Raw genomic sequence first — 23,331 nt, 5'->3', positions numbered from 1 at the left:
ACCAGACGAAGCTTCATTTCGCGGAAGCATTGTCAACAAAAAAAGGCAGGTCTCCTGACTTGTAACATTCACATCATCCTTCCCGGTTACCCAGTGGATATCATTCCGATGTAAACTTTAAGCGTTACTTACAGTTGCGCGACAGCTCGTGATTTGCACACGATTCCCTATTAATTCACGTGGTTAGTAAAACCTTTTCCTATTGGAAAAACAAAGCAAAGAACTATTTCATGACTGTAAAAGTAGGGGAATAATAGTTTTTCCCGTTGCATAAAACAAAAAAACTCCATCTTTGCGGCTCAATTGGTTTGCGCCTTTGGGCGTGATGAAAAGGGAATCCGGTGAAAATCCGGAGCAGTACCCGCTGCTGTAAGTTCATAATGAAGCGTTGCAACAAGTTTGTGCCACTGGGAAGAAATTTGAATGAGTGAATGAATGAATGAATAATAAAACATTCACTCATTCAATCATTCACTCATTCACTCATTAATCACCCGGGAAGGCGTTGCGACGGAACGAGCCAGAAGACCTGCCAGTCGATATTTTATCCGGATTGCTTTCGGGAAGAAAGGCAATAGGAAACCGGCAGTGGCTTTTTGGGCTATTGCCTGCTCCTGCATTGTTCCCTAAGTTTTTCGAGATAAGCACTTTTTACTTATCTAACCCAATACGAAAAACGAATGGTCAACATCCTTCTGATTGATTCCCTGTTACTTGGTGTCCAGCATTCTTTCGAGCCCGATCACATGGCGGCGGTGTCGGTGCTTGCCAGCGATGACACCAAAAATCCTGCCCGGCGCTGGAAACTGATCTGGCGATCGTCTCACTGGGCGCTCGGACATTCCTTTACGCTGATCCTTTTTGCAGTGCTGGTTTTGCTGCTGAAATCAACCATTACCCTCGACGTTTCAGAAAAAGTAGAGCTACTCGTCGGGCCGTTGATGATCTGGCTGGGGGTGGTTGCCATCCGCCGGAATCTTGTGAAAGACACGACTTTACATTTTCCCAATTCCCAGCAAAAGTTCAGCCGCTCGTTTTGGGTGGGCATGGTGCACGGACTCGCAGGAACGGGCGGCGCCTGCGCAGTGGCCCTTACCCTCGCAGCGAGTGATGCGTCCACAGCTGTGTGGATCATTATCCTGCAAAGTGTCGGCATTATCCTTTCCATGTCCGCATATGGATACTTTTTTGCGACTTCCATCAACCGCTTTGCCAGTAAAAGAGAAACTTTTCTCAAAATAATCAACTACTCGGTAGGCACATTTTCAACTATTATCGGAGCAATCACCTTATATGAATCCCTTGCATAGCACTTTACCTTTATCCGTCTTCTGCCTTACATTCGCAGGCTGTTTTTCCGTAGCGGCCCAGGACGCGACTACCGATTCTGCCGACGTGAATCTGCTGAACCCGATTGTGGTTACGGCAACACGTTTTGACACGCAGAAAGAACGGATCGCCCAAAAAATAGACCTTATTTCCTCAGAGGACATTCGCCTGACGCCGGCGCAGGATCTTACCGACATAGTCCGTAAATCAGCAGCTGTGGATGTGATCCAGTATCCTAACCTGTCCAGCGGAATCGGAATTCGTGGTTTCCGGCCTCAATTTTCAGGACTTAACCAGCGGACATTGCTCCTCATAGACGGTCGTGCGGCGGGTGCGACGAATTTATCGCAGATCAATTTGAATGGCATTGAAAGGATCGAGGTTTTGAAAGGCCCCGCTTCTTCTCTTTACGGTTCTCAGGCTATGGGAGGCGTTATTAATGTGATCACGAAGCATTCAAAAGGCCCGGCAAGCGGCAATGGTTTCGTGGAATACGGGAGTTTTAATACAGTTCAGGCTGGCATCAATACAGGTGGAAATTTGACCAAGAAATTCGATTTCGACCTTTCATTTGCTTATTTGGAAAGGTCAAAAGATTATAAAACAGGAAGCAATAACTGGCTGCGAGATGCTTTTGGCTATCGTTCGGCACAAAAAAATTACAACGACCGGCCGATTGAAAAAGTCGACGAAACTGTAAACGATGGGGCAAAACGGCCTTATACACAGCTGCATTATTACTCCGGGGCGTTGCGGCTGGGTTATCAGTTGAACCAATATTTCAGGTTGGATGTGCGGGGTGAGACATTTCAGGCGAAAAATGTTGAGTCACCGGGCGAGATCTCGTCCGGCAGCACGGAAGCAAGCACCAAAGACATCGGCCGATCTGCATTGGACATTTCGCTTACCGGGCAAATTGGCTCACACAGTCCGACCGTTAAAATTTTTGGAGCAGGAGAAAACACGTCCAATTACACCCTCAATGTTTCGGGCAAGCCCGTGGTTCCTTTCCGTTCTGCTGCGGGGAAAAACGAGTGGAAGGGAATCCAGGTTAAGGATGTCTGGAAGATCGGGCAACATTCAATAATCGTGGGTTATGACTATCTGAACGCTTCCACCAAAAGTCGCCGCTGGACGAATGACACCACGGAGCGCGCTCCCACGCAGCCCGAATATGCGATCATTTCGTCCGCATTTTTTGCACAGGCATTGCTGGAATTTGGAAAAATAACCTTGCAGCCGGGCGTTCGCCACGACAACATTACATTCGATGTGCGCCAAACAGCATTGCTACCAACTTATAAAGCGGGCAGAGAGCACACGCCGTTTACAAGTCCGAGTCTCGGGATCACCTATAACCCTGTGCGTAATGTATTTATAAAGGCAAATGTTGGCCGTGCATTCGTTACGACGGATGCGTACAGTGTGGCCGGTTACAACGAGATAAGGGATTCAAAAGGCAGGATTGCGGTCACTGCGGGAAACCCCGGCCTAAAAAACGAAAGCAGCCTGAGCTGGGACCTGGGTTTGCACTTGGACAAACCAAAATCGGGGCTATCGGCCGGTGTCACCTACTTTTCGACCCAGGTTGAAAACCGGATAGCCAAGATTATCCGGACGGTGAATGAGCCGCTGCAGAATGGTGATGTGATCGTTTCCAGGGCCACTTTTGTCAATGCTGCCGACGCAAATATCAATGGTTTGGAAACGGAAATCTCCTACGATTTCGGGGCGTTAAACGATTTCCATTATACATTAAGAGCATTCTGGAACGGCACCTCCCTACTTAAAGCAAAAGAATTGATCATCGGATCGGACGCTTCGGAAACGGTCCGCAATATTCAGAATGTGGCCAGAAATACATTCAATTATGGACTTGAATATGACAATTTGAAATGGCTGCGACTTCGGTTATCGGGCCGGACGGTGGGCATGCGGACGGATATCGATTATACCGATCCGATCAATCCTGAAATTGAGTATCCGAATTATATGGTGCTTGATTTTGCCGCTGCATTCAAAATAACCGGAAATCATTCAATAACCTTCAAAATCGCGAATGTAACGGACGAGAATTACTACGAAAAAAGAGGTTATAACCTGCCGGGAAGGGCTATTTCTGCTCGATATTCTTTTAATTTTTAGACACATTGCGATCCGTGTAAAATACCCGGATCGCAACATTGTTTTTCGCACTAGTTTTTACTCCTGAATTTCCGGTTTCAGCTCCTGGATTGTCCAGGCCGTTGTCCGTGAAGCACTTTCCTCCCTTATTTTTTTGACTTCCCCGGCCGTTACAATAGGTGAAGATGCTTTCCTGACTGGAAAACCGGATTCATTATTGACAGCCGCGGGTGCCATGCCTGGAATCTCACCCTTTTTCCGTGGAGGCTTGCCGCCAAAGTCGTGGCGGATGTAGCTCACAACCGATGCCACCCATTCGTCGCTATTGGCTTCCATTGCGGGCATAATGCTGGTATATTCTTTGCCTTCAACCGGGCCGGTCAGGCCTTTCAGCACGATGCGGACCAGGTTATTTTTTTCGATGAATTCCAGTCTTGGTGAGCCAACGAGTGCTGGCGCGGCCATTCCTGCCCCGCCTATCGCAAGTCCTTTGGCATCCGCACCATGGCAGCTCGCACACAATGATTTAAAAATCGCTGCGCCACTGATAATCAGTTTCCGCGACTCCTCATCCATTTGCCCTAGCCTGCTGCCGAATGTTCTCACATTTTCGTTTTTGTCCAAAGCCGTTTTGGTAGCCAGCAGCATTTCATGGTTTTTACCTTTGTCCAAAATCTCACTCACAATTACTTTCGCCTGATCAGATTTGCTGTTATATAATGACAACAACACCTGAACGCGCACGTCATCATCTGTATCACTCGCCAATTTCCCAACCTGCGTAGTCAGCTTTTCATCACCCGACTTTAAATATGGCTCGCTAATCCAAACAGCCGTCTTCCTGACCCGCGCGTCGGCATCATTCATTGCGGTTATTAATAATGCAGTATCCATGGCGTCCAAGCCTTCCAACGTCCACAATGCGTGGATTCTAGCCAAATGTTCAAATTCGTTCGTTGCAATGTTGCGCTTACCGGTTGCGATGTCTTTCAGTGCGGGAATTACTGATTTATCTGCGCGGGCGATGAGTTCTTTTTGTGCATTATCTCGCCACCAGCCGTTCGGATGGCCCAGATGAAGGAGCAGTTCTGCTGATTTCTCGTTCAGCATTTGCGGTTTAGCGGCCATTTTGGAGCTTTCATGAACGATCCGGTAAATGCGGCCGTGCCCCACGTTTTTGGCGAGGCCAATGCTGTCGATCTTTTGTCTGAGAAATGATCCCGGCGGCGTCCAGTTGCCTTGCTGAATGATCCCGCGGTGCATATCCACGATGTAGAGGTTGCCATCGGGCCCTGTTGCGGAATTTACAGGCCTGAAATTCATGTCCGAAGACGATAGGAATTCTTTGCGCTGATATACATTTCGGAGCGTCGTTTTTCCATTTTGGTGCACCACTTTTGCGCGCCTTACTGCCCTAGCAACCGGCTCACAAACAATGTAATCGCCCGAGAAATCGGCGGGATACTGCTCACCCCTGTAAATGGATTGACCGGTTGGCGCAGTAAAATGGTTCAGCGTTTCATTCGGACGTAGCCGCGGAGGCCCGCCCTGTACATCAGGCGTAGCAATGATCGGCCACACTTCGGAAAATTCAGCATTATATTGGTCTGGAAAATCCAGCGTTCCGTATTTTGGATTGATCTGAAAACCGAGTGCCGGTATTTCACCGCCTGCGCGTGAGTAGAAAATCCGGCCATAGTTATCATGGGTTAGCCCCCACTGTCCGCTCGACCCGCTCACAATCGTATCCACCTGCATTTTGCCATTGGTGTAACGAAAACGGACCGCGTCGTACGTGAGATACATCCAGTTGTCCAGGTTCCAATCCAGCCCACTGCGCTGGTGTTCCATGTTCACGTCATTGACCACATATTTGTCATTTTGGTAAACAGGCTTTTTCAAATCAGCTTTTCCATCCCCGTTCGTATCGCGGTAACTGTAAATGTCGATGGTGTTGGTTTCATTCACGAGCAGCTCATTACCAACAGTCTGCATCATTCTTGGCAGCAGCAGGCTATCGATAAAGACGGTGCTTTTATCCATTACACCATCGTTATTTGTATCTTCTAAAAGTGAGATCCGGCTGATTTTTTGTTGCTCGCCCACCGCGTCTGCATCCTGCATGTAAGTGAGCATTTCAGCCACATACATTCGGCCATTGCCATCCCACGCAATCGCCACCGGCTCTTTGATCATCGGCTCGCTCGCAACGAGCTGCAACCGATATCCCGGCGGAAGGTGCATGGTTGCCATGCTTTCCTTCGGCGATAAATATTTGCCGGTTGGATTAGGATTGAATTCGGGCGTCAGAAACTCGGCAGTAACCCCGTTTTTCTTGGTTCCGGTACAATTATAAATCAGCAGGGAAGCCAGCAGCAGCCCTGAAAACGCAATGGCATGTTTCATTTCTAGATTTTTACGGACTGGCCGGATTTAACCGACTTATAAATAGCTTCCACGACGCGGATATCGCGAAGTCCTTCTTCTCCCGGAGCGATCAGGTCTGTGTTGTTCATGATGGCCAGGCAGTCCTCATCCATTTGCTTCGCTTGCTGGCTTTTGATAGGAAAATTAATAATGGTGCCGTCCGACATACTGCCTTTGTTGCCACTATAACCCGATTGCGGCTCCATTTTTACCCAGCCTTTTTCGTAATTAATTTGCAAATGGTTCATATTGATCCCAAAACTCGTCTGGCATGCTGCACGCGCTCCGCTTGGAAAATCGAGCATGAACATCATTGTTTCTTCTACTTCCTTATATATTTCCGGCCGGGTGGTTGAAGCCTGCGCAATCACACTGATCGGCTCTTCGCCCGTGGCAAGCCTGGCGCCCTGCAATGCGTAAACGCCCATATCGCCCATTACGCCGCCGCCCAAGGCTTTGTTTTGTTTCCAATGCGTGGTGCGATTGTCTACATAACCCGCCGCACTATTTACCATTTTTACCTTACCAAATTTCTGCTCTTTGGCCACTTTCATATAAGCCTGAATGTTCGGATCGTGCTGGCAGCGGTAACCAATGGCCAGCTTCACCTTATTACTTTTGCAGGCACTTATCATCGCCTCGCAGTCTGCAACAGACGGTGCCATCGGTTTTTCACAGAACACATGCTTGCCAGCCTTGGCCGCCCGCACCACAAACTCGCGGTGCATAGAAGGCGGAAGGACTACATATACGATGTCAATGTCCGGATTATTGGCGATCTGGTCGAAATTCTGATAGTTATAAATGTTCTTTTCCGGGATGTTGTATTTAGCTTTCCAGGTTTCGGCTTTTGACGGTGTGCCGGTAACGATCCCCACGAGTTGACATTTTTCAGTCAATTGCAAAGCCGGTGCAAGCAAATCGGTGCTGTAATATCCCAGACCGACCAGGGCGATGCCCAATTTTTCTTTTTTGGGAGCCGTAGCAGCCAGCAATGAGCTGCCCGTAAATAAGGTGGCCGCACTGGCCAAAGTCAATGAGGATAGGAAATCGCGCCTTTCTAATAGCATAGCTCAAATTGTTATATTATAACTCACTCTGCAAATATCAATATTTATTTAAATTGAAGTGTTGGATTTACAATTATTATCCCTGAATAAATTTTCATGTTGTATTTTTGATGTCGGATACGCCTGTTGTATTCAGCAGGATTTTGTAATTGAAGTATCCCTATCACTTTTGTTAACGCCCTCAACTTTACCCGCAGACACTTTCTTCACACCGTTTGAAGATTTTACGGCCGATTATCCCTTACCTGATAAATTCGGTTTCCCGTTTCAATACGAACCTCATCCGATCAGTTTACTGGCTGTTAAAATGCTGCAAACGCACCTTGGAAACCAGCAGGACTGGGATCATAATTTCGGTTTGACAAATGACATGGAAAATGTAATTGGTAAAATGTTCGGGGTCCTTGTTGTTGAAACCGAGCAAGCTCAGATCGGATACATTGCTGCATTTTCGGGGAAGCTGGCTGGCGGAAACCATCATCCAAAATTTGTCCCTCCCATTTTCGATGGGGTCGCAAAAGACGGCTTCCTTAACACGGGAATGACGGCCCTTTCGAAGATGAATGATGAGATTCGGATGTTAGAGAAACTCGAAAATGAGGCATTTGCAACAGAAATTACAGACCTGAAAGTTTTACGCAAAAAGCATTCTGTTTCATTGCAAAACGAGATTTTTGATCAATACAAATTCCTGAACCAAGCCGGGGAGCACAAAAGTCTGCGTACGATATTTGCTGATGCATCCTACAAAAATCCTCCCGCAGGCGCCGGCGAATGTGCGGCCCCGAAACTACTGCAATATGCCTTTCAAAATAAGATGAAGCCGCTCGCGCTGGCTGAATTTTGGTGGGGAAAGTCCCCCAAATCGGCTTTCTGGAAACACGGCCATTTTTATCCTGCGTGCCGTGAAAAATGCGCACCGATTCTGGCACATATGCTGGCAGGAATTGAAATGGATGCGGTTCCAGCAGGTGAAAATTAAGTTTTCAGCGTTATTAAGGAAATTTCGCTCAACTGCTATGAAATATTCCTTCATTTTTGGCTTCATGCTAACTTTATTGACATTAACCGCGCATTGTCAAACCGTTGCCGATATCACGCAAATTGCCTTGATGAAACCCGGTAATGATTCTATCGGGGTTGTCGCGGGAGACAGCGCGGCACAATTAATCGCTATTTTAGGAGAACCTGATCAAATTTCTGATTACTACTCGGAGATCGACGAGGACACATTGAAGCTTTATAAATATGGAAAGAACAATATTTTTTTCCTGCACGATAAGCTCGTAAACTGGGATTTGTCGGACAGTGGCATTTGGGTGGGTGCGGTTCACGGCCAGACATTTAAGGTTGGTGATAAACTGGTTAGCCAAAACCAAAACTTTCGTCAGAAGCCCGGAACCAGGCCTACCGCTCAATTCCTCGGTTTTCCCGTCACACACAAAACAGGCATTTCCCGAAACCTGCATTTCGATTCTGCATGTGTGCTGCAACTTACGAAAGGGGCCATACAACTCGATTCGCGCGTTGAGTTGCTTTTTGACAGGACAAACAAGCTGTTTTCAATTGCACTGCTTGACTAGGATTTTATTTAAGCCGGAACCATTTATAGCCATATCCTCTGAGTTTGATGTTGTATTTTCCGGAGGATGCGTTTTGATCTTCCTTTTGCATCAAGTCTGTTAAAGCCTTATTCCCAGTTAAGTTAAATGTGGACTGTTGCGGCTGATCGCTGAAATTATGCAGGATCAACAGCGACTTACCTTCATGCTCATACTGAATAGCAAAAACATACGGTGAGCCAGCTTCGATCACCTTATAAGTGCCTAAGCCAATCTCAGGACAGGATTTTCTGAGTTTGATCAATTCCGTGGTCCAGTTGAGCATGGATGCGGAATCGCGCAGTTGCTGCTCCACGTTGATCTTTTTGTAACTATAATCGCCAAAATCGATAACGGGACGAAACGCAGTGTCAGCCGTCGTGAAACCAGCATTCTTGTCGCTTGTCCATTGCATAGGCGTGCGGACGGAAATACGCTCTTTCAAACGCAGGTCGTCCCCCATCCCCAGCTCGTCGCCGTAGCGGATAACCGCAGTTCCCGGAAGCGAAAATAACAAGCTGTAAGCCAGTTCCATATGCTTGCGGTTATTGCCGAGCATTGTGGCCAGCCGCCGCCGGATGCCCCGGTCGTACAGCTGCATGCTCGTATCAGGGCCAAATTTGTCATACACTTCCTGCCGTTGTTTGTCTGTAAGCCTGCCAAGGTCAATTTCATCGTGATTTCTAAGAAAATGTGCCCATTGGGATGCCTCCGGAATGGTTTGTGTTTCTGAGATCGCTTTCTTGAACGGATCGAGTTTTCCTGTTGCCAGAGCGTAAAATAAATGTTGGTTAGCAAAGAAATTGAACATCATTTGCATTCCCTCACCGTTCTTTCCAAAATAATTTTGATTTTCTTCGGGCATCACATTTGCTTCGCCCAGAATAGCAACATCCGCTTTCCGGGACTGAGCAAACTGCCGGATATCCATCAAAAACTTGTAATCCAGCTTGGGTTTTTCACTACCCGTTTTGGGCACTTCGATGATAAAAGGAACCGCGTCCAGACGAAAGCCGGAAATGCCGTGGTTGAGCCAGTAACCAATGATCTTTTGACTTTCTGTCACCACATCCGGATTAGCGAAGTTCAGATCTGGCTGAAAGTCGTAAAAACGATGGTAATAATACTGCCCGGAAAGCGAATCCAACTTCCAAACAGCCTTTTGCACGCCTGGAAACACCATTCCCTTGTCATAGTCCTTCGGCAATTTATCCGACCAAATGTACCAGTCGCGATACTTGGAGTCCTTGCTTTTTCTCGCATTCTTAAACCAGGGATGCTGATCTGACGTATGATTGATCACCAGATCCATAATGACCCGCAAGCCCCTTTTTTCTGCTTGGAAAACCAGTTCCGCAAAGTCGCCACTGGTTCCCAGCTTTTCATCAACCCCATAAAAATCCGCGACATCATAACCGTCATCCTTACCCGGCGAAGGCTGAAACGGTGCCAGCCAGATCGCATCCACGCCCAGTGCACGGATATAGTCAAGTTTTTCGATCAGCCCCTGGAAATCGCCACGGCCGTCCCCGTCGCTATCTTTAAAAACACCCACTTCAAGGTTGTATATAATGCTGTTTTTGTACCACAAATGGTTTTTCAGATCGACACCCGCGAGTTTTTCCTGCGCTTCGCAAAGGGCCGGGAACATTAAAATAATGAGCATTAAAATCCTGACTGGCTGCTTCATTCGGTTTTTTCTTTGGTGTTAATGACTGCCTTAATCCATTCCTTTTTACCACAATTATTGCATTTCTTGATTTCTGTGCCCGCTTGCGCCAGCAGGTTCCCGCAATGGTTACAGACTATTTTTCCAGTGTCATTGCAAAGCTTATTAATGTATTCCTGATCCCAATCCGGCAATATGCACAGTCCGGGCACAGCGCGCTCGTGCTTGATAACCGTGAAGGTCCCGTTTGCTTCCAGATACATTCTCCGGACCTCACCCAACTGGCAATAACCCTGGTTACGGAGCTGGCCGAAAACGCGTTCGCGTGTCAATCTGGTTCTTGACATTTCTTTTAATTCCAACCTGCTTTCAGAAACCAGCGTACTGATCTTGTCCTGCGTAATGGTTTCAAAATTCTCGCTGGTCGTGGTTTTGCCGGCTATTAACTGCTGAATTGCAACAACAATGCCCGCAATGATCACAGCTGGCAACAAACCTCTGTCGGGAGACTGCAAGGGCACCCCTATTGCTGCCGCCATCGAAATCATTGCGATCATTTCGTTCCTTCCCAGCTGAGATGCAATTTTTTTTCCCATTAACCGCATTGCAACCATCAGGATGAGGTAAATGAACGCCGTGCGAAAGATGACTTCTATAAAAAACGAAAACGGGACTTCACCAAAAAATATCCTTGGCCAGTCAAATGGATGTATATCTTCTTTTTTCATAGGAGTTTTTAAATAGATATTGTGGCTTGCAACCAGGCACTGGCCTCGCAAACGGGACATTTATCCTCCGGCGCTGCTTCATCCTGCACATGCCCGCAGCTTGTGCACGCAACCTGTGGAGCTTGATTTCGGGCATTGATAGGTAAATTTTCCTTAGGCGGAAGCACGGAAAGCCCTGGCCTGGCCTGGTCAAATTTGTACACGCTGAACATACCGAATGATTCGAGGTAAACCCGCTCAACCTCGCCCAGGTTAAAAATCCCTTCGTTCCGCAACACCGCGAACAACTGCTGCCTGGACATTTTCGCCCGGTTCATCTCATGCAGCATGAGCGTTCCGTTTTTCACCAGCATTACCACTTTCCCGTGGCTGAGCTCTTCCAGTTTGCTGCTCCTGAATTCCAGCCAGTTGAGGCCGCGTTGAAACAAGAGAGCTAACAGCAAAATAAGGGTTCCTTGTAATAAACCCACATTAGGAATCTGCATAGCAGGTGAGACAATCGCACCTAATGTGAGCATAACCGCCATTTCGGCAATTGTTAGCTGGCCGCTCATTCTTTTGCCCATTAACCGGACCGCGATAAGCAGCATTACGTAAATCAGGGCTGTTCGCACGAACACCTCAATTAGAAACGATGCGGGAGCCTCCCCTATCAAGATCCGCTGCACATCCCAGAGATGTATATCTTCCTTTTTCATAATTTTTTTTCGTCACCGCGGTGCTGTTTAAAAATTATGCCTGATGTTTTTCAAAGCCGGCTCCGGTTAGAAAACTTTACAATCGTGCAATTTCTGTCCCGAAAAAGTCACAGGTGAAAAATTTGACCAGCTACACGGTAAGTGTTTGCGTGTGCGTTCAGGATTGTCCTCAGTTGAGAGGAATAGCCGCCGCCCATGCTGCATTGAACCGGAATATTGTGCTTTCTGGCCATTTGTAAGACCATTTCGTCCCGACGCTCGCAGCCTTGCACGGTGCAGGACATACGTCCGATTTTGTCGGTTTGCAGAATGTCAACTCCCGCCTGATAAAAGATGAAGTCCGGCCTGACCTGCTCAAATAATTTGGGAAGTGTGTCTTTTAGGATTTGCAGATATGCATTATCGTCCGTTCGGTCATCCAAAGGCACATCCAGGTCACTTTTTTCCTTTCTGAAAGGATAATTATTTTTTCCGTGCATTGAAAACGTGAAAATGCGCGGCTCATCAGCAAAAATATGGGCCGTTCCGTTTCCCTGGTGTACATCAAGATCAATGATGAGCACTTGTTTCGCTTTGTTGTGATCGAGCAGATATTTCGCCGCAACGGCCTGGTCGTTGATCATACAAAAGCCTTCCCCAAAATCCCGGCCGGCATGATGCGTTCCGCCGGCAATGTTAAAGGCAATGCCCGTATCCAATGCTTTCAACGCGCCTTGCACTGTTCCGTTTGTAATCCTCAGCTCGCGTTCAGCCAGCAAGGGCGTTTGAGTGAAACCAATCCGCCTCATTTCCTGCTTACTCAGCTTTCCCTGTACAAAGCGGTCTGCATAGGCACGGTCATGAACCGCGTATACTGCTTGCATATCAACGGGTTCGGGGCTAAAAAAATCAGCAGGCTCTGCAATGCCTTCCCGTAACAATTGCACCGGAAGCAATTCGTATTTATCCATCGGGAAACGATGTCCGTCCGGCACCGGGTATTTGTATATGGGGTCAAATGCGATTGGGAACATGCAAAGTCATTTATTGAGGATTTCAATGGTTTTCTGATCGGGCTTGCCATCGAAATATTTATTCAAAACCTCCTGAAATACCGGATCCCCATTCGTGACCATACTAAACAGCGTCATACTCGACCGCAACTTTAAATCATCCGGAGAACCCATGATCTCGTTGGCCGTTTTGCCCTCAACAGCCAATATTGCAGCTGCAATTTCTACCAATCTTTTTCCGAGCACCGGATGTTTAAAATAACGGCTTGCCTGTTCCAGATCCTCAATCGCATAGTGCACCGAAGTGCTGCTCATCCCCAACCCCGCTATCTGCGGAAAAACATACCATATCCAATGCCCCCGCTTCCTGCCGCTCCTCATCTCCGCCAGCGCCCCCGCATAATCCCGCTCCTGAGCCGCAAGGTATTTATTCAAGTCCGAATCCATTTGTTTGATTTGAGTTTGTTGATTAGGATTGTATTGAACAAAAGCTTGCCAGGGCAGCAACTAAGCCAGTATTTCTATTTGGCACTGCCCATTGCTTTGTATTTTTTAAACATTAAACGGCTAATAGTTGGTCCACGCTTTCTGTAACATTGTCAATCTCATTAAAAAATGGCAACAGTTCCGGTTCAATCCACTCAATTAATTCATACAAATTCATTCTTACTGCAAGGGCTTGCGTACAGTCTATATAATTTGCATGAAAACAAAGTGGTTCGCAATGATTTACCCTGTTTCGAAAATTCCTGATCATTTCCAGCCTACCGTATATGCTTGCACGGTTCTCGGTAGACGGCTTGTACTTAAATACTTTTATGGGCTGACCTTGCAATAATCTGTAGTGCGCAGGCTCAAAGATTGAAGACCAAAATCCAAATGTCTGATCAGAGACTATCTTCGCATTTGTTACGGGCAATCTGGCCTTCCGGGATTTGTTTTCAACAGCTTCCACACATTTATGTAGGTAAAAATTAGATTTGCGAAGCGATTGATCACTCATGAATCCTTGCTTTTCATTGATAATCCAGTTCTTATCCATGAAGTGTTCTATCAAGACAGAATCAATACTATTTCGGAGGATCACCTCAAACTGGCTTATTAGTGGATGGAATGCTTTTGAAAGAATAATATTTGCATGATAGAGACTGGCGGCCCGTTCGTGGTCATTCGTCCCAGCTATTAAATATCTGCTATATCTTGGTTTGGATAAGTACTTATTTCTTAAATTATTTTTCATGCAATTTTTGGAACTTTCGACAAAAGGTATTTTGTTTGCAACACGTAGGCCTGGTCAAGCCTCTTTCCTTCGTGGAAACGTAACCAGGTAAGTTTAGGGAGTTCTTAACGGAGCTCCCTTTTTTTGTGTCAAATCCCTGGTTACTGCAAAAATTTCAATCATCGGTCTTCATTATTTTAAGTGTGTAAATTCTGTTAATCCTGAACGCGAATATTTCAAGGATTTCCATGGAAAACAAGCTCGGCAGAAACGTTATAGGTGTAGCCTATATTTTTTAATAATTTTCCATTTCCCATACAACCTTTTCCCCTTCTTGCGGCCTCTTTGAGTTGAATACATTAAAAAACAATGCATGACATCTGAGGCCGAGCTTATTTCAGGATGCCTTTTACATGACCGGATTGCCCAACGGCAATTGTATGATCGCTACAAAAAAGCGATGTATACGCTTGCTTACCGCATCACGGGAGATTTTGATGATGCCAATGATGTGTTGCAGGATGCATTTATGGACGTTTTCAAACATTTGAGCCAGTTCCGCGGCGACTCGGCGCTTGGGGCGTGGATCAAGCAGATCGTTATCAGAAAATCTACCAAGAAGAAAAGGATTGTGGTCTGGCAGGATCTGGATGAGTATACAGGTGAAATCATTGATTGGAACGAAATAGAGATTAATACCGCGCATCTGGAAACTGCTGTCCTTTCTCTGCCCGACGGTTTCCGCACCATTTTCGTGCTGGCACAAGTGGAAGGTTACACGCATAAAGAAATCGCCGTGATGCTCAGCATTTCGGAAGGAACGTCCAAATCACAACTGTTTCATGCCAAAAGAAAGCTGCGTAGCATGCTTTTACCAAAATGATTGCCAATATGGAAAAGAACCAGCATATCCTAAAAAACGCTCTCACCAAACTTCCACATTACTCACCGGGCGACGGCGTATGGACTTCCATAAACCAGGAAATGAATGAGTTACCCTTAAAATCGGCAACGCAATCCCTGCCGGAATATGAGCCGGACGAAAAATTGTGGGATCTGATCGCGAAAGGTCCTGCTGTAAACAGAATGGCTTATTTCTGGCAGTATGCCGCCGCAGTAATATTGCTGATAGGCGTTGCAGGGGTGTGGTTTGTAGGTAAAAAATCAGGAAAACAAATTGCTTTTACCCAGGAAACAGTTGATAAACGACTGCAAACCAAAGCAGACCAGGTGACAGACCGGCAATATGAAAAACTCAAAGCATACTGCGAAACGGAAACCTTGATTTGCGCCAGCAGCGACTATAAGCAATTACAGAACGAGTACGAGGAATTGGTCAGCGCAGCTACTCGATTGCAGCAAGCCATAGGCGAGTACAATGCCGAACCCGACCTGGTGCGCCAGTTTGCAAACATTGAACAACAAAAGGCCGAATTATTGAACGAAATGGCCAAAATGATATAATTCCTAAGACATGAAACGAGCTTTTTATCTCAAATTACTACTGCTCGCTATGCTTGCGGCCGCCAACATGGGCGTCGTCAAAGCTCAGGGCGTTTTGCAGGTCGCGACTAAAGTTGTGGAAAAAAATATAGCGGCGCCTGCTATACGCACGTTGCATATCAACGCGGAAAAAGCTGACATTGAACTGACAACCTGGGACAAATCGGAGATATCGATTGTGATGGAACTGTCTGCGAGGCATCCGGATAAGAACACTGCTGCAAATGACCTTTCGAAGGTTCAGTATATAGCCGACCGTAATGGCAAAGATTATTTCCTGCGCAACTACATTGTGCTGAAAGATGGTGAAAGCAAACCTGTCTCCAACCTCAGAGCCCGTTACAAAATTCATTTACCTGCATCCTGCGCAGTGAATCTGAAAAACTCATTTGGCACCATCACATTGAAGGGACTAACGAACAGCTTGCAGTTGAAAGCCGATTTTTGCATAACAACCCTGGCTGAAATTAAAGGAAAAGGTCAAATGCAGACGTCATTCGGAGAGCTGAAAGTGAATGAGATCTCAGGAATTTTCACCTTTACAAGTGACCATACGAAGGTGTCCCTGCAAAGCATCGCCGGCGTTATCAAGGTCGATGCGCTTTATGGAGATATCGAGCTTTTCCCCACCAGCGGGCTGACGAGTCTGGCTATCAAGTCCCGGAAGGCAGAGGTTACATTACAGACCAAAAACTGGCAGAATTTCGATTACACCATTCAAAGCGCCTACGCAAATATGAAGCTCCCGAATGGTTTCAAATGGAAGCGCAACACCACTGATTTTAAGGAAGCATTCTTCTCGAAAAACCAGCTAGCAAACGTCGACATCAACGCCGAGTTCGGCCGTGTCACGATTAAGTAAATATCATTCAATGTATTAGCTATGAAAAAAGCCCTCACGCCGCTTTTGTTTTTACTCCTTATCCAGCGCGCCTTCGCCCAGGACAGCATTCCCGTAAGCTTCCACCAGGAGACCGACACGTTGGTGAAGCAGCGCTTTATTGACCGTTATGAAAATGTGTTCATGACAAAGGTGCCTACGCGGCAAATGTTTAAGATTGCGGCGGTTAGTTCGGAGATACAGGGGACGGGTGTTGTTTTGGGTTATGAGTATAAGCTGTTTCCGTCGCTGTCTGTTGAAGCATCTGTTTATGCGCAGCTGAGCCGCTACAATGTCAGCATTGTGCGCGATCTGATCATTTCGCAGCATAAGAAGGTCAACATTTGGGCGAATGCAAAAGTGCGCTGGTATTACAACATGAATAATCGGATGCGAGAGGGTTTGAACGCAAACAATTTTAGTGGAGCGTACCTGGCCATTTCCTATGACCAGCAGTTGCACTTGCCGGATATGTCCGGTGGTAAAAGGCAGGGCTGGCCGGGGTTACTTTATGGTTTTCAAAGCCGCTTCCTGAACAATGGTTTTTTTGATTTCAGTTTAGGCGTCTATCACAAAGACATTGGCAATAACCCTTATTTTCAGTCAAGTCCAGCGATTTTTGGCATTAAAAATTATGTTCTTGGTAGTCAGGCAAGGATCGGGATTGCCTTGGGCGATTGGAAAAAGAGCGGAAAAAATCCTTTATGCGATGTTATTGTCTGCGATGAAATTGTCCATAATCAGCTCAAAATCGAGATGCCTAACATGGCCATTGGCATCGGGAAACAAACCATTAATGCTGGTTTGGCTTACGAAAAGAAACTTGGAAACAGCCCTGTTTCCGTTCAGGCGAATACAAACTTTTTCTTATATAACCAGTCGGGGCAGGATTCTTACAAGATTAGCTTCCTGGCAGCCAGCGCAGGTCTCGAATTACGCTATTATTTTCTGCAACGGTTCCTGATCAGAAACGGGAAAACCGGAGGCAACCTTTCCGGACCATATACCGCATTAAAGGGCGGCTACGATTTTTCGAGATTCAAAAGAAGATATCCGTTCGATGGTCAAGTTACACTCCAAAAATCCTTTCACGAGCTGAATACGGCTGTTGTGCTCGGTTATCAGCAGCGGCTTTTCAAAAGAATTTACATTGACGGTTCCGTTTTTTATAATAAACCATTCTTGATAACGGCCCCTTTTTCCGAAGGCTCCCCATTCCCTTATTCCTACCGGACATTCGGCACTGCAAGACCATATATAATGTCAAAACTGGCGATCGGATTTACAATATAGAAAAGAAATTCCTAACGGTGAAACGGGTCGTTAATCGATCTAAAAACCTTGTATTCAACATCCTTCACTATGAAAAAAGCCCTCACCCTGCTTTTGTTTTTACTCCTTATCCAGCGCGCCTTTGCCCAGGACAGCATTCCCGTAAGCTTCCACCAAGAGACCGATACGCTGGTGAAGCAGCGCTTTATTGACCGTTATGAAAATGTGTTCATGACAAAGGTGCCTACGCGGCAAATGTTTAAGATTGCGGCGGTTGGTTCGGAGATACAGGGGACGGGTTTCAATTTTGGTTATGAGTATAAATTGCTGCCGTCATTGTCCGTGGAAGCATCTGTTTATACGCAGCTCAGCCCGTTTAATAGCGGGCTCGCGCAGGAGCTGCAACATCTCAATCTGAAAAGTGTAAGTATCTGGGGTAATGCGAAAGCGCGCTGGTATTACAACATGAACAGGCGTATCGAAAAGGGACTTAATGCAAACAATTTCAGCGGTTCATATTTTGGATTGTCGTTTGAGCAACGTCTTTATGATGAACATTACAGCAATACAACAAGATTAGGGCTGCTCTACGGGTTTCAAAGCAGGTTTTTAAACCGCGGCTACATTGATTTTTCTGTGGGACTTTTCCAAAAGAGGAGCACAGGTTCAAGCTTTTCCGAAGGGAACCCCGCTTTTTTTAAAGTAAAAAACTTTGTTTTGAGCACACAGGCTAACATAGGCATTGCATTTGGCGATTGGAAAAAAACTGCAACCAATCCGATTTGTGACGTTATTATGTGCGACGAGTCGATCAAAGGCCAGCTTAAAATTGAAATGCCTTACATTGCCATCGGCTTCCGTGATCAGGTTGTGCGGGCCGGACTTTCCTATGAACGGCAATTCGGACAAAGCCCTCTTTCCATTCAGGGCGGCACCGATATGTATTTTGCCAACCAGAACGTCAACGGTGCTTTGAATTCCCGATATTTCAGTATTGGCGCGGCGCTTGAACTCCGCTACTACTTCCTGCAAAGGTTCCTGATGCGCAGCGGCAAAGGTGGAAACAACCTTTCAGGGCCCTACCTGGGACTACGGGGCGGTTACGAAATTTTTAGTGCAAAAATAAGCAACCATTATTCGCCGGAATACAATAACAGCCTGACTTATAAGGCTGTTAGAACAGAACTGCATCTGGGATATCAGCAACGCCTGTTTAAAACAATGTACATTAATGGTTCCATCAATTATGGGAAACAATTCTTGCACGGTTATCATTATACCGGCGCTTCAAAGCCTTTCCTGTCGTCCAAAATGGCTATTGGTTTCACATTTTAACAAAAAGGAGAAGCCACATTACGCAGCTTCTCCTTTGACTATGAACCCCTTATACTTCTATGCTAATTACAGGGAATATCTGATAGTCACCCCGTAAGTTCTCTGATCCCCAACGATCCCGGCGTATTGTCCGTAGCTTCCCGGAGCGGCAAGTAGTTGTTCGTAATAATCTTTGTTGAGAATGTTGCGTCCCCAAACAAAGAACGTAAGTCCGTTGGAAGCCCGGAAACCCGCTCTGGCATTGCTCAATGCATAGCCATCAATATTCAGGTATTCCGAAGGTGACGGGCTCGATGAGAATTCTGAGCGATAATATTCGTCAATTCCCAGAAAGTAATTTCCTTTCAAACCAAGCAATGCTCCCTTTGCAACCACTTCGGCGCCTATAGAACCGGACCATTTGGAAATCCCCGGCAAACGTCCGCCAGACACATCCTTAAATGCCTGTGGCCCGCCTACTTCTTCCAGAGGCACAGGTGCATTGGTGAATTTCACATATTTACCATCTGTATAAGCAACGGCGGCATTCAATGTCAACGCCCCAAAACGAATGTTACCATCCAATTCTGCACCCTGCACGCGCACGTTTTCGGCATTAGCCAGATAGCCTCTGTTCACACCCGGCTCTGGCGTTTGCACCTGCGTTTGAAAATCATCGATATCTGAGCGGAAGAATGTCAGGTTCAAGACCGAATTGCCCGAGGGTTTTGTTTTAATACCAAATTCCTTGTGCTCAACAAACTCCGGTTTTACTTTGGCAAGGTCAAGCAAAATAGCCCCGCTTGCCGTTGGCAAACCACCCACATTCACGCCAATTGGCTTAAAACCAACCGAGTAAGTAGCGTAGGCATTGAACCTTGTGCTGGCCCTGTATTGCACAGACAACTGTCCTGAAAAATTACCTTCCGCATAATCCGTGTTGAACGCCTGGTTGCTGTAAACCCCGTTTTTCAGGGCCAGCAGTGCCGCGTCGTTTGTTTGCAGCCCGCCGTAAGCTACCCTGCTGTAGTCAACCACTTTCTTGTCATAGTTGTAACGGATACCAGGCAAAATGTGGAATTTGCTGGCGATCGCCCAGTCAGCTTGTGCGAAAACGGCCAAACTTGTGCTCTTAATGCGGTTCGTTGTTCTGATACCAAAGTTGTCAAACAAACCTGGCGTCTGCCATAACGGGCTGGTAGAGCTTTGGGCAAATCTCCATTGTGCAGAACCGGCCTCTTCCGTTTGCACCGGATCGGATGTGAGGTCTTGCCAAAGGCCAAATACGCCTATTACACCGCTCAACTTAGGGGAAATTTTCCCGGAATAACGCAATTCCTGCGACCATTGATCGTGGGCGGAGTTACCCGAGGATATTGTAAAAACAGGTAATCCAATATAATCCCTGTCGTTCAACGGCGTCCATTTCCAGTAACGCCATGCAGAGGTTGAGGTTAGTGTTCCGTTACCGATTTTGATATCTGCATTCACCGAAACACCGCCAAGCTGGTTATCTGCCTTTGAAGGCGTGTCCAGGTCCAGTCTGCGTTCGAAAGCGCTTTTGTAAGGAAGTGTGTATCCCAAATCGGCGATAATGTTGTTGAATTGTCTGTAATCAGCTCTTTTTGTCTTCACAACACCAGCCACCGGCCAGCCGTAACCTGTTGGTTTCTGATTTGAAATGTCCCCGATAACCGTAATGTTTACCTTTTCCGAAGGTGCATAAAGCAGCTGCCCTCTCACCCCGATATTGTTAATGTCGTTGATCGGCAATTGCGTATGTTCATTAAAGAACGTTCCATTACGCTGCGTTCCTGTGAAAGAAACTCTTGCCGCTAATTTTTTGCTTAAAGGACCTGTTACAGAAGCTTTTGCCTGGACGTAACCCAGGTTGCCATAGCTCAATTCCAGGTTCGCACCAGGTGTGAAGCTTGCAGCACGGGTTGTAATGTTAAAGGCACCTGCTGTCGTGTTTTTGCCAAATAGCGTTCCCTGTGGTCCACGCAAAACTTCAACACGCTCGATATCAATAAAGTCAAGCGCTGTGGCTGCCGGACGTGCATAATAAACACCATCCACATAAAAGCCCACACCCGGGTCAATCCCGTCGTTGGTAAGTCCGTAAGTGGATCCTAATCCGCGAATGTTCAATGTGGTGTTCCTTGCATTGGAAGCGTAAAGCTGAACAGTCGGCACCAGCTCCTTCAAGCGGTTTACGTTGAATGCACCGGCGTCCTCAGCCCGCGTTCCACCGATCACCGAAATAGGAATGGGCACTTCCTGAGCTGATTCCTGACGGCGACGGGAAGAAATCACCACGTCTTCCAGCTGTGTATTATTGACTTCAAGCTTGATCTCGACTTTACTTTCGTTGATCAAAATTTCCTTTTTGGTATAACCCACATAGGTAACGATCAGTGTAAATGGTAAAATCTGGCCGGTAACGAGGCTGAATTCACCGTTTGCGTCCGTAACATCCCCATTAGTCGTTCCCTTGATGGTTACTGTGGCGCCGATCAAAGGCTCATCCGTGCGGGCGTCCAGCACTTTTCCGGTTACCGTGGCATTGACGGTGGCATCCTGTGCGAATACATAGAGGGGAAAAAGAAATGCAAATGTCAGAATGGCTGACTTAAAATAATTTTTCATGCTTACTGCAATAGCGATATAATGGTTGTCTGGATTTTAAAGTGGGAATCAGAAAGTCAAAACGTAACCTCCTGGTTATAAGGAAACATTGCACCGCCAACAATAAAGGCCCTTCGTTAGGATATCTGAATGCATAGGGGAGTTTGATTAGTTTGGGCACAAATATATAAAAAACATAAACTATATAGAGTTTATAGGATAATAAAAATCCAAAAATAAAACGCAACAGCGGCCCGGCAGGCCACCATTGCGTTTATATAATCTAATTCCCTACTATTTATTCCACCAAAGAGAAGTCGTAATATCGTCGTTACCTTGCGCTTTTACAGCGTTCTGGTAGTTGACCAGGTTCACGCTTTGTTCCTTCGGCGGGTAATACAAGCGAAGCGGAACGCCTTCTCCAAATAATGGCTGAAACTTATATTCGGCCGTCTGTCCATTCGCTGTTCTACGCCAGACCACGTCACCGGCTTTCACGAGAAATGTCGGGTAACCTGTGCGGCGAATTTCACTCCACGCTTCGTCACCCTGCGTGTAAAGTGCCAGGTATTTTTGGTTGAGGACATTGGCCTTATCAGCCTTTGGAAGCGCCGCCAGATAGGTCGTGATATCGGCCGGCGCAACGCCCCATTTCTGCAAAGACGCTGTAACACCATTGATATAGGCCTGCTGATCCCAGTTTTTGTATTCCGAAATCAGGAAAGAAACCTCCGCATATTCCTGCAAAACCTCTCCATAGCTGGCCGCATTCACAGCCGCACCCGGAAGGCTTACGTCTGTCGCCGTCAATAAGCCCGCAGCTGCAACAGGTAATCCGTATGGCTGGCCAACATATTCGCCCGCAGCATTCTTCGTTGCGTAGATCGGCAATCTCGGATCCTGCACTTTTACAGTGCCCAGCTCGCCTTTCAACACATTGATCAGCACGTGGGAAACAGCGAAATCTTTCCGGTTTGCCGTAACAGTCGCGCGGTAAAGCGGGGCTTCGTTGGGTGCCAGTGCCTGGTATTTAAACACCGCGTTGTCTGCGTTGGAAGTGAAGACACCTTTTGCCAAAGCATCTTCGAAATGCGTTTTCGATTCGGCCGGAAGTTTGGTCCTGATCCGCGTAGCAATGCGCAAGCGGAGCGAGTTTGCAAATTTGGCCCACAACTCATTTTTTCCTTTATAAATCACGTCATAGTTACCGAACGTGGTCGCCGTTTTATTTTTGATCAATGTGTCACCAGCTGCTTTCAGCTCATTGAGAATATCCTGATAAATCTTTTGCTGACTTGCATAAGCCGGACTCAGGTTCTCGGGAGTCTGCTGCAAAGCCTGAAATTCTGGGTCGGCATTGCCATAAGATTGATAGGGAACATTGCCGAAAACGTCGGTTAATCCTTGAAAAACATACGCTTTCAAAATCCGGGCAATCGCGATCTGGTTCGCATTCGTACCCGCGACGCCCGCCGCTGCCACGTCTTTTTTGGCCGGATCGGTGTTCAGGATAATGATCTCGTTCAGGTTATTCAGCGCTTTGTAAGCATTGCTCCAGTAAGTGTCTGAGTAAGACCGCGGAATATCGTAACGTGACTGGTCGCTGTAAATGTTCTGACTGTAATATTGCGCAAACAACTGTGAGCCGCGCAGGGAGAAATTTTCGTTGCGGATGTTATCGATCAGTTGTTTTTCGGCGGATAGTAAGATCGTCGTCGTCGTCGCATTTTCGGGACGGTTCGGATCTTTGTTTATTTCCTCAAAGTGGCTGTCGCTGCAAGAAGCAAGCAATGTCACCGCGCCAATTGCAAGGAAAAATATGCTTTTTTGATATATGGACTTTTTCATGATCTTCAATTTTATCTTAATAAATAGCT

At 46.6% G+C, this 23,331-nt stretch carries 19 protein-coding genes and 2 riboswitches; of the genes, 9 read left to right on the top strand and 10 right to left on the bottom strand.

Annotation, left to right across the window (positions count from 1 at the left end; translation table 11 throughout):
* Nucleotides 1-27: 27 nt before the first annotated feature.
* A riboswitch (cobalamin riboswitch) is annotated at nt 28-212 on the bottom strand.
* A 75-nt stretch (nt 213-287) separates the two neighbouring features.
* Nucleotides 288-551, top strand: a riboswitch (cobalamin riboswitch).
* 129 nt (nt 552-680) lie between these two features.
* Both B5X68_RS18525 and B5X68_RS18520 read left to right on the top strand, forming a co-directional pair.
* Nucleotides 681-1,310: a cytochrome c biogenesis protein CcdA gene (locus B5X68_RS18525; RefSeq protein WP_082216263.1), complete on the top strand. Its 630-nt coding sequence runs from the start codon at nt 681-683 to the stop codon at nt 1,308-1,310.
* Nucleotides 1,294-3,474 (top strand): TonB-dependent receptor plug domain-containing protein, encoded by a 2,181-nt coding sequence (locus B5X68_RS18520; protein WP_082216262.1) that lies wholly within the window; start codon nt 1,294-1,296, stop codon nt 3,472-3,474. Before B5X68_RS18525 ends, B5X68_RS18520 begins: the two co-directional genes overlap by 17 nt.
* Nucleotides 3,475-3,531: 57 nt before the next feature.
* Here the strand turns inward: B5X68_RS18520 and B5X68_RS18515 are convergent, their stop codons facing one another.
* The gene (locus tag B5X68_RS18515) at nt 3,532-5,859 is read right to left on the bottom strand and encodes a DUF7133 domain-containing protein (protein WP_082216261.1); all 2,328 of its coding nucleotides are present in this window, start codon (nt 5,857-5,859) and stop codon (nt 3,532-3,534) included.
* A 2-nt stretch (nt 5,860-5,861) separates the two neighbouring features.
* Nucleotides 5,862-6,950: a Gfo/Idh/MocA family protein gene (locus B5X68_RS18510; RefSeq protein WP_082216260.1), complete on the bottom strand. Its 1,089-nt coding sequence runs from the start codon at nt 6,948-6,950 to the stop codon at nt 5,862-5,864.
* 169 nt (nt 6,951-7,119) lie between these two features.
* Between B5X68_RS18510 and B5X68_RS18505 the strand changes: the two genes are divergently transcribed.
* Complete coding sequence (locus tag B5X68_RS18505; RefSeq protein WP_082216259.1) at nt 7,120-7,932, top strand: pseudouridylate synthase; 813 nt, start codon at nt 7,120-7,122, stop codon at nt 7,930-7,932.
* 64 nt (nt 7,933-7,996) lie between these two features.
* The gene (locus B5X68_RS18500) at nt 7,997-8,533 is read left to right on the top strand and encodes a hypothetical protein (protein ID WP_141110341.1); all 537 of its coding nucleotides are present in this window, start codon (nt 7,997-7,999) and stop codon (nt 8,531-8,533) included.
* Between the two features lie 4 nt (nt 8,534-8,537).
* Here the strand turns inward: B5X68_RS18500 and B5X68_RS18495 are convergent, their stop codons facing one another.
* From B5X68_RS18495 to B5X68_RS18470, 6 genes are all read right to left on the bottom strand, one after another.
* On the bottom strand, nt 8,538-10,241 hold the full coding sequence (locus tag B5X68_RS18495) for an alpha-amylase family protein (protein WP_082216257.1): 1,704 nt from the start codon (nt 10,239-10,241) through the stop codon (nt 8,538-8,540).
* Nucleotides 10,238-10,948, bottom strand: coding sequence for a DUF421 domain-containing protein (locus B5X68_RS18490; protein WP_082216256.1), 711 nt, complete (start codon nt 10,946-10,948; stop codon nt 10,238-10,240). Before B5X68_RS18490 ends, B5X68_RS18495 begins: the two co-directional genes overlap by 4 nt.
* A gap of 8 nt (nt 10,949-10,956) precedes the next feature.
* A complete protein-coding gene (locus B5X68_RS18485) occupies nt 10,957-11,646 on the bottom strand; it encodes a YetF domain-containing protein (protein ID WP_082216255.1) in 690 nt (229 codons plus the stop codon).
* 107 nt (nt 11,647-11,753) lie between these two features.
* Complete coding sequence (locus B5X68_RS18480) at nt 11,754-12,659, bottom strand: histone deacetylase family protein (RefSeq protein WP_082216254.1); 906 nt, start codon at nt 12,657-12,659, stop codon at nt 11,754-11,756.
* Nucleotides 12,660-12,665: 6 nt separating this feature from the next.
* Nucleotides 12,666-13,085: a DUF1810 domain-containing protein gene (locus tag B5X68_RS18475; RefSeq protein WP_082216253.1), complete on the bottom strand. Its 420-nt coding sequence runs from the start codon at nt 13,083-13,085 to the stop codon at nt 12,666-12,668.
* A 112-nt stretch (nt 13,086-13,197) separates the two neighbouring features.
* A complete protein-coding gene (locus tag B5X68_RS18470; RefSeq protein WP_082216252.1) occupies nt 13,198-13,878 on the bottom strand; it encodes an Abi family protein in 681 nt (226 codons plus the stop codon).
* Between the two features lie 352 nt (nt 13,879-14,230).
* On the opposite strand from B5X68_RS18470, the gene B5X68_RS18465 reads away from it, so the two are divergent.
* The 5 genes from B5X68_RS18465 (at nt 14,231) to B5X68_RS18445 (ending at nt 18,847) form a co-directional block, all read left to right on the top strand.
* Nucleotides 14,231-14,740 carry an RNA polymerase sigma factor gene (locus B5X68_RS18465; protein ID WP_082216251.1) on the top strand — a complete coding sequence of 170 codons (510 nt, stop codon included), beginning with the start codon at nt 14,231-14,233 and terminating at the stop codon, nt 14,738-14,740.
* Nucleotides 14,741-14,748: 8 nt separating this feature from the next.
* Nucleotides 14,749-15,321, top strand: coding sequence for a hypothetical protein (locus B5X68_RS18460; protein ID WP_082216540.1), 573 nt, complete (start codon nt 14,749-14,751; stop codon nt 15,319-15,321).
* Nucleotides 15,322-15,331: 10 nt separating this feature from the next.
* On the top strand, nt 15,332-16,222 hold the full coding sequence (locus B5X68_RS18455; protein WP_082216250.1) for a DUF4097 family beta strand repeat-containing protein: 891 nt from the start codon (nt 15,332-15,334) through the stop codon (nt 16,220-16,222).
* A 21-nt stretch (nt 16,223-16,243) separates the two neighbouring features.
* Nucleotides 16,244-17,533 carry a hypothetical protein gene (locus B5X68_RS18450; protein ID WP_082216249.1) on the top strand — a complete coding sequence of 430 codons (1,290 nt, stop codon included), beginning with the start codon at nt 16,244-16,246 and terminating at the stop codon, nt 17,531-17,533.
* 69 nt (nt 17,534-17,602) lie between these two features.
* Nucleotides 17,603-18,847 carry a hypothetical protein gene (locus tag B5X68_RS18445; RefSeq protein WP_082216248.1) on the top strand — a complete coding sequence of 415 codons (1,245 nt, stop codon included), beginning with the start codon at nt 17,603-17,605 and terminating at the stop codon, nt 18,845-18,847.
* A gap of 66 nt (nt 18,848-18,913) precedes the next feature.
* Here the strand turns inward: B5X68_RS18445 and B5X68_RS18440 are convergent, their stop codons facing one another.
* Both B5X68_RS18440 and B5X68_RS18435 read right to left on the bottom strand, forming a co-directional pair.
* Complete coding sequence (locus B5X68_RS18440) at nt 18,914-21,475, bottom strand: TonB-dependent receptor (protein WP_082216247.1); 2,562 nt, start codon at nt 21,473-21,475, stop codon at nt 18,914-18,916.
* A 273-nt stretch (nt 21,476-21,748) separates the two neighbouring features.
* Nucleotides 21,749-23,302 (bottom strand): SusD/RagB family nutrient-binding outer membrane lipoprotein, encoded by a 1,554-nt coding sequence (locus B5X68_RS18435; RefSeq protein ID WP_082216246.1) that lies wholly within the window; start codon nt 23,300-23,302, stop codon nt 21,749-21,751.
* Nucleotides 23,303-23,331 lie beyond the last annotated feature (29 nt).

The organism is Dyadobacter psychrophilus (assembly GCF_900167945.1).
Classification (GTDB): Bacteria; Bacteroidota; Bacteroidia; order Cytophagales; family Spirosomataceae; genus Dyadobacter; species Dyadobacter psychrophilus.
Note: the sequence above shows the minus strand (reverse complement) of the source record. Positions and strands in the feature narration are given on the sequence as shown.

Excerpts from the sequence above, each read along its gene's own strand:
- B5X68_RS18495 (WP_082216257.1), bottom strand. The coding sequence starts at position 10,241 with ATGAAGCAGCCAGTCAGGATTTTAATGCTCATTATTTTAATGTTCCCG.
- B5X68_RS18465 (WP_082216251.1), top strand. The coding sequence starts at position 14,231 with ATGACATCTGAGGCCGAGCTTATTTCAGGATGCCTTTTACATGACCGG.
- B5X68_RS18485 (WP_082216255.1), bottom strand. The coding sequence starts at position 11,646 with ATGAAAAAGGAAGATATACATCTCTGGGATGTGCAGCGGATCTTGATA.
- B5X68_RS18510 (WP_082216260.1), bottom strand. The coding sequence starts at position 6,950 with ATGCTATTAGAAAGGCGCGATTTCCTATCCTCATTGACTTTGGCCAGT.
- B5X68_RS18435 (WP_082216246.1), bottom strand. The coding sequence starts at position 23,302 with ATGAAAAAGTCCATATATCAAAAAAGCATATTTTTCCTTGCAATTGGC.
- B5X68_RS18455 (WP_082216250.1), top strand. The coding sequence starts at position 15,332 with ATGAAACGAGCTTTTTATCTCAAATTACTACTGCTCGCTATGCTTGCG.
- B5X68_RS18525 (WP_082216263.1), top strand. The coding sequence starts at position 681 with ATGGTCAACATCCTTCTGATTGATTCCCTGTTACTTGGTGTCCAGCAT.
- B5X68_RS18460 (WP_082216540.1), top strand. The coding sequence starts at position 14,749 with ATGGAAAAGAACCAGCATATCCTAAAAAACGCTCTCACCAAACTTCCA.
- B5X68_RS18520 (WP_082216262.1), top strand. The coding sequence starts at position 1,294 with ATGAATCCCTTGCATAGCACTTTACCTTTATCCGTCTTCTGCCTTACA.
- B5X68_RS18470 (WP_082216252.1), bottom strand. The coding sequence starts at position 13,878 with ATGAAAAATAATTTAAGAAATAAGTACTTATCCAAACCAAGATATAGC.
- B5X68_RS18515 (WP_082216261.1), bottom strand. The coding sequence starts at position 5,859 with ATGAAACATGCCATTGCGTTTTCAGGGCTGCTGCTGGCTTCCCTGCTG.
- B5X68_RS18440 (WP_082216247.1), bottom strand. The coding sequence starts at position 21,475 with ATGAAAAATTATTTTAAGTCAGCCATTCTGACATTTGCATTTCTTTTT.
- B5X68_RS18475 (WP_082216253.1), bottom strand. The coding sequence starts at position 13,085 with ATGGATTCGGACTTGAATAAATACCTTGCGGCTCAGGAGCGGGATTAT.
- B5X68_RS18450 (WP_082216249.1), top strand. The coding sequence starts at position 16,244 with ATGAAAAAAGCCCTCACGCCGCTTTTGTTTTTACTCCTTATCCAGCGC.
- B5X68_RS18500 (WP_141110341.1), top strand. The coding sequence starts at position 7,997 with ATGCTAACTTTATTGACATTAACCGCGCATTGTCAAACCGTTGCCGAT.
- B5X68_RS18480 (WP_082216254.1), bottom strand. The coding sequence starts at position 12,659 with ATGTTCCCAATCGCATTTGACCCCATATACAAATACCCGGTGCCGGAC.
- B5X68_RS18445 (WP_082216248.1), top strand. The coding sequence starts at position 17,603 with ATGAAAAAAGCCCTCACCCTGCTTTTGTTTTTACTCCTTATCCAGCGC.
- B5X68_RS18490 (WP_082216256.1), bottom strand. The coding sequence starts at position 10,948 with ATGAAAAAAGAAGATATACATCCATTTGACTGGCCAAGGATATTTTTT.